The 5,244-nt window shown below is 30.3% G+C and carries 5 protein-coding genes; 4 read left to right on the plus strand and 1 reads right to left on the minus strand.

Annotated features, from left to right (window positions below):
• Positions 1 to 176 precede the first annotated feature (176 nt).
• Positions 177 to 350 (plus strand): hypothetical protein, encoded by a 174-nt coding sequence (locus ABF633_RS20365; protein ID WP_415526500.1) that lies wholly within the window; start codon positions 177 to 179, stop codon positions 348 to 350.
• Positions 351 to 599: 249 nt separating this feature from the next.
• On the opposite strand, the gene rpmB is transcribed toward ABF633_RS20365, so the two are convergent.
• Positions 600 to 791, minus strand: a complete 192-nt coding sequence (gene rpmB, locus ABF633_RS20370) for a 50S ribosomal protein L28 (RefSeq protein ID WP_003442111.1) — start codon at positions 789 to 791, stop codon at positions 600 to 602.
• A 184-nt stretch (positions 792 to 975) separates the two neighbouring features.
• Between rpmB and ABF633_RS20375 the strand changes: the two genes are divergently transcribed.
• The 3 genes from ABF633_RS20375 to recG all read left to right on the plus strand — a co-directional run bounded on the left by ABF633_RS20375 (position 976) and on the right by recG (position 5,095).
• Positions 976 to 1,323 (plus strand): Asp23/Gls24 family envelope stress response protein, encoded by a 348-nt coding sequence (locus ABF633_RS20375; protein ID WP_415526502.1) that lies wholly within the window; start codon positions 976 to 978, stop codon positions 1,321 to 1,323.
• A gap of 12 nt (positions 1,324 to 1,335) precedes the next feature.
• On the plus strand, positions 1,336 to 2,988 hold the full coding sequence (locus tag ABF633_RS20380) for a DAK2 domain-containing protein (RefSeq protein ID WP_415526504.1): 1,653 nt from the start codon (positions 1,336 to 1,338) through the stop codon (positions 2,986 to 2,988).
• 70 nt (positions 2,989 to 3,058) lie between these two features.
• A complete protein-coding gene (gene recG, locus ABF633_RS20385; RefSeq protein WP_415526506.1) occupies positions 3,059 to 5,095 on the plus strand; it encodes an ATP-dependent DNA helicase RecG in 2,037 nt (678 codons plus the stop codon).
• Positions 5,096 to 5,244: the final 149 nt, after the last annotated feature.

Here is a 5,244-nt window from a genome sequence, read left to right on the forward strand (position 1 = left end):
TTCTAAGTTTCAGCTGGAGAAAAAAACTCCACCTGAAACAAAGAACTCTGTTTATTGCAGTATATGATAAAGGATAAAAACTTCTAAGATAAAAGCTTAGAAGTTTTTTGTTTTTAGGAAATAAACAGAAATAACAATCATATAATATTAAAGGAGTAATGATGGAGGTAATTAAATTGACAAGGAAACATAATAAGCTAAAAAGAAAAAAATGGGGAATAATAATTGCCTCTATTGGTGCAGGCATTATAATAACTTTTATTATTCCAGTTTGGGGTTGGATTATGGCAGTTGGGGCTGGCCTTATCTATGGAGGCTGGTGTTTAATTAATAATTCACACGATGATTAGGGAGGATTTATATGAAAATTTTTGCTTTTAAACTTCCAAAATTTTTAGCTTCAGTAATAAAAATTTTTATAAGGAAATAAGTAAAAAAATAAAAAATGCAATTGTCTATGCAACTGCATTTTTTATTTTTATCCAATGATTGCCTACTCTAATACTCCCATCTTTCTTATTAAAAATGGAAGTAAAGAGTTGTTACGTCCCTGGATAACGATTTCTAAGTATCATAAATACCAATACTAAGAACTCTGTTTATATAGCACGTTGAACCTTACCTGAACGAAGGCATCTTGTACATACATGTATTGTTCTTGGTGTTCCATTTACGATTGCTTTAACTTTCTTTACATTAGGAAGCCAAGTTCTTTTTGATTGACGATGTGAATGACTATACTGAACTCCTGCTACTAGCCCTTTATCACATATATCACATTTTCTTGACATTAAAAAACACCTCCTCGAATGAAGCTATAAACTTCATAATTAACACAAACATTATTTTATCATACTAAATGCAAATTATGCAAGCAAAAAATCAGTAATCTGAAGGTAATTGGATTAAATTTCTTGAATTATTAATGAGTTTAATATAAAATATTTATATGGTACAGAATAAGGAGGAGTTAGAATGATGGGTATAGCCAATGAAAATGGATCCATTAACTATTCAGTTGATGTTCTTGCTAATATTGTAGGTATCTCTACTATGGAATGCTATGGTGTTGTTGGGATGGCTTCAAAAAATGCCAGTGATGGTTTTTGGGAATTAATTAAGGGAGAAAATTTAAGTAAAGGTGTAAAAATAAGCTCAAAAGATAATAATATTAATATAGAACTATATATAATTGTAGAATATGGTACAAAAATTTCTGTTATAGCAAATAATATAATTCAAAAAATAAAATATAATGTAGAGAATTATACAGGACTTAAAGTCTCTAGTATAACAGTTAATGTTCAGGGTGTTAGAGTCTAGGGAGGTAAAAAATTGGAATACTTAAAGATAGACGGCTACAGATTTTACAATATGATGACAAATGCATGCAATAAGTTAGAAGAACAGAGAGAATTTGTCAACTCATTGAATGTTTTTCCAGTGCCAGATGGAGACACGGGGACAAATATGTCTATGACCTTTAGAAGTGCCGTTTCTGAGATTAAAGCTAAAGAAGAAAATTGTCCCATTTCTCAGGTATCAAAGCAACTTTCAAAGGGAGCGTTAATGGGCGCTAGAGGAAATTCAGGAGTTATTTTATCTCAAATATTAAGGGGTATGGCTATAGGCTTATGCGATATTGAAGAAGCTAATTGTCATGAATTTGCCAATAGTCTTGTTGAGGGATGTAAATCTGCCTATAAAGCTGTTATGAGACCCACAGAGGGAACTATTCTTACTATTGTTAAAGCAGCGGGAGAAAAGGCCATAAATAGTAAAGAGGAAAACATAACTGCATTAATGCATGAGGTTTGTAAGCATTGTGAAGAAGTTTTAAATAAAACTCCTGATATGCTTCCAGTATTAAAAAAGGCAAATGTAGTAGATGCTGGTGGAATGGGATTTTTAATAATACTTAGAGGTATGTATGAAGCCCTTAATAATAATATAGAAACCTCTTTAGCGGAAAAAAGTGAACATACATCAGAAAATTTTATGCATCAGCAGGATATAGATCCATCACAAATAAAATTTGGATATTGTACTGAATTCTTTATTAAATCCAAAGGGGCAGATCTAGAAGCTTTTAAAGAGGATTTAACACCTTATGGTGATTCCATGATTGTAGTAGGTGAAGATGAGGTTATAAAGATTCATATTCACACAAATGATCCGGGACTCATTTTATCTAAAGCATTGAAATTAGGAGAACTTTCCAAGATAAAAATTGATAATATGAGAGAACAGCATAGACGTATTTTAGAGGCTGAATACCCTGCTGAAAGTCAGGTTGTAGGTAATGAAATCGTTGAGAAAAATGATAATTTAAAAAAATATGCATTTATTGCTGTTGCTTCTGGTAAAGGAATAATAGAAATATTCAGGGATTTAGGAGTGGATCATGTAATTGAAGGTGGCCAGACAATGAATCCAAGTACACAAGATATTCTTGGGTCTATTAACAAATTAAATGCAGAAAACATATTTGTATTGCCAAATAATAAGAACATAATAATGGCTGCTACTCAAGCCGCTGAACTTAGTGATAAGAATATCATAGTAATACCTACAAAAACTATCCCACAAGGTATAACTTGTGTCACAGAATTCAATGAATATGAAGATGCTAATATAAATATAGATAACATGACTAAAGCAATGTCAAAGGTAATTACAGGAACAATAACTTATGCTGTAAGGGATACGGAGATCAATGGTAAATCTATTAAGCAGGGAGATATTTTAGGCCTAATTGAAGGTGAGATTAAGGAAGTTGGCAAGGATAGCTGCAGTATTTGCGAAGGTTTAATAAAACAAATGGTAAATAAAGATAGTGAGCTTATCTCATTATATTACGGATATGAGTGTGAGGAAACTGAAGTTAAAGATTTGGTGAATAGGATAGAAAAATCCTATCCGGAATTAGATGTTCAATGTACTAATGGGCAACAGCCTTTGTATTATTTTATAATTTCAGTTGAATAAAAAAAGCCTAAGGGCTTTTTTTATTACAAATAGACAACAAAAACTTGATTTTTTAAGATAGGAGTTTCTAATGAATGTATATAATGATATAAATTGTATAAAAGGTGTTGGTCCTAAGATCAAAACTGTACTGAACAAATGTGGTATTTTTTCTGTATTAGATTTACTCCTATACTTTCCAAGAGACTATGAAAATGTACACTACATAAAGAATATAAATGAAGCTGATAAAGGAAATAGGATAATAATAAATTGTAGATTTTTAAAAAATGAAGGCAGCTTTAGAAGTAAAAATGGTAAAGTAATTTCAAAACTCATATTTACAGATGGTTTCAATATTTTTAAAGGCGTCTGGTTTAATATGCCGTATATTAACAAAAATTTTATAATAGATAATCAGTACATATTAATGGGAAAATTAAATAAGATTAAGGGAGAAATAACCTTAGAAGTCCCTCAGATTATTAAAGATGAAAATATTCAATTGGGAAAGCTTATTCCAATTTACCCCTTGAGAGAAAATTTGAAGAGTGCATATTTTATAAGGATGCTGTCTGGCATATTATCACAGATTAATATTGAGGAGAATCTACCTGATTGGGTTATAGAAAAACATAGCTTTTATTCTTTAGACAAGGCTATAAGATGTATTCATAATCCGAAAAACTTTACTGAATTAAATGAGGCAAAAAAGAGACTTAAATTTCAAGAACTATTTACTTATTCTTTAAAGGTATTAATCCTAAGAGATTATATAAATAAAGGGAAAAAAGGTATAGCTTTTAAAATTTCACAAGAACTTAATGAATTAAAAAATAAACTACCTTATTCTCTTACAGGGTCCCAAAGTAAAGTTATAAGGGAAATTTTAATAGATGAAAAAAAACCTACAGCGATGAATAGATTAGTGCAGGGAGATGTAGGTTCCGGTAAGACTATTATAGCATTAATTGCTATGTTTAATGTAATTAAGAATGGATATCAGGCAGTTTTGCTGGCTCCTACAGAAATACTTTCGAAACAGCACTATATTGAAGCCGAAAAGCTTTTATCACAATTTAATATAAATATAGAATTATTAACGGGCAGTATTACTGAAAAAAATAAAATTAGGATTAAAAATGATTTAAAAGAAGGAAAAATTCACATGATAATAGGGACTCATGCACTTTTGGAGGATAATGTAGAATTTAAAAATCTTGGAATGGTGGTAACAGATGAGCAGCATAGATTTGGTGTAATGCAAAGAAGTAAAATATTTAATAAAGGAAATAATATAGATGTGTTGGTAATGACTGCTACACCTATACCTAGAACTTTGGGTTTATATTTGTATGGAGATTTAGAGGTTTCCAGCATTGATGAACTTCCTCCTGGAAGGCAAAAGGTGGATACCTATTATACAGATAAAAAAAATAGTGAGAGGGTATATGGGTTTGCTATTAAGGAATTGGAGAAAAAAAGGCAGATATATGTAGTTTGTCCACTAGTAGAGGAGAATGAAAAACTGGATTTAAGTTCAGTAAATAGCTTAATGGAAGAACTTAAGAAGAAATACTTTGAAAATTTTGTTGTTGGAATGATTTATGGGAAAATGCCTGCAAAAGATAAGGAAGATATAATGACTAAGTTTAATAAAGGTGAAATTGATGTTTTGATATCAACAACGGTTATTGAAGTAGGTGTAAATGTCCCAAATGCTAGCATGATTATTATAGAAAATGCAGAACGTTTTGGACTTTCCCAGCTGCATCAATTGAGAGGAAGAGTTGGGAGAGGGGAAAATAAGTCTTATTGCTTTTTAATTGCAGATATTAAAAGTAAAAAGGTAAAGCAAAGGATGGAGATACTTAAAAATAGTAATGACGGATTTTACATAGCAGAAGAAGATTTTAAAATTAGAGGAAGTGGTGAAATATTCGGATTTAGGCAGCATGGGGAAGATAATCTTATATTATCTAATCTAATAGAGGATTCTCATATATTAAAAGAAGCTAATAAAGAGGCCAAAATTTTAATTGAAAGTAGTTCCAAAAGAGACATATTTGTTAAAGAACACATTTTAAATAAACTTGAACTTACTTCAAAATATATATGTTTTAACTGACAAAAAATTATGAATTTTATTAATAAGTATATAAAATAAACAAAAAACTTTGTATAAATTAATACTCTATGCTACAATATTAGGGAAATGAGAGTCAATTGAAGCAAGTTCTTAATTCAGGTGGGGATTCTTTTACCCCATCTGAATTT

Origin of the sequence: Clostridium sp., assembly GCF_047718555.1 — a bacterium.
Taxonomy (GTDB): Bacteria; Bacillota; Clostridia; order Clostridiales; family Clostridiaceae; genus Clostridium_I.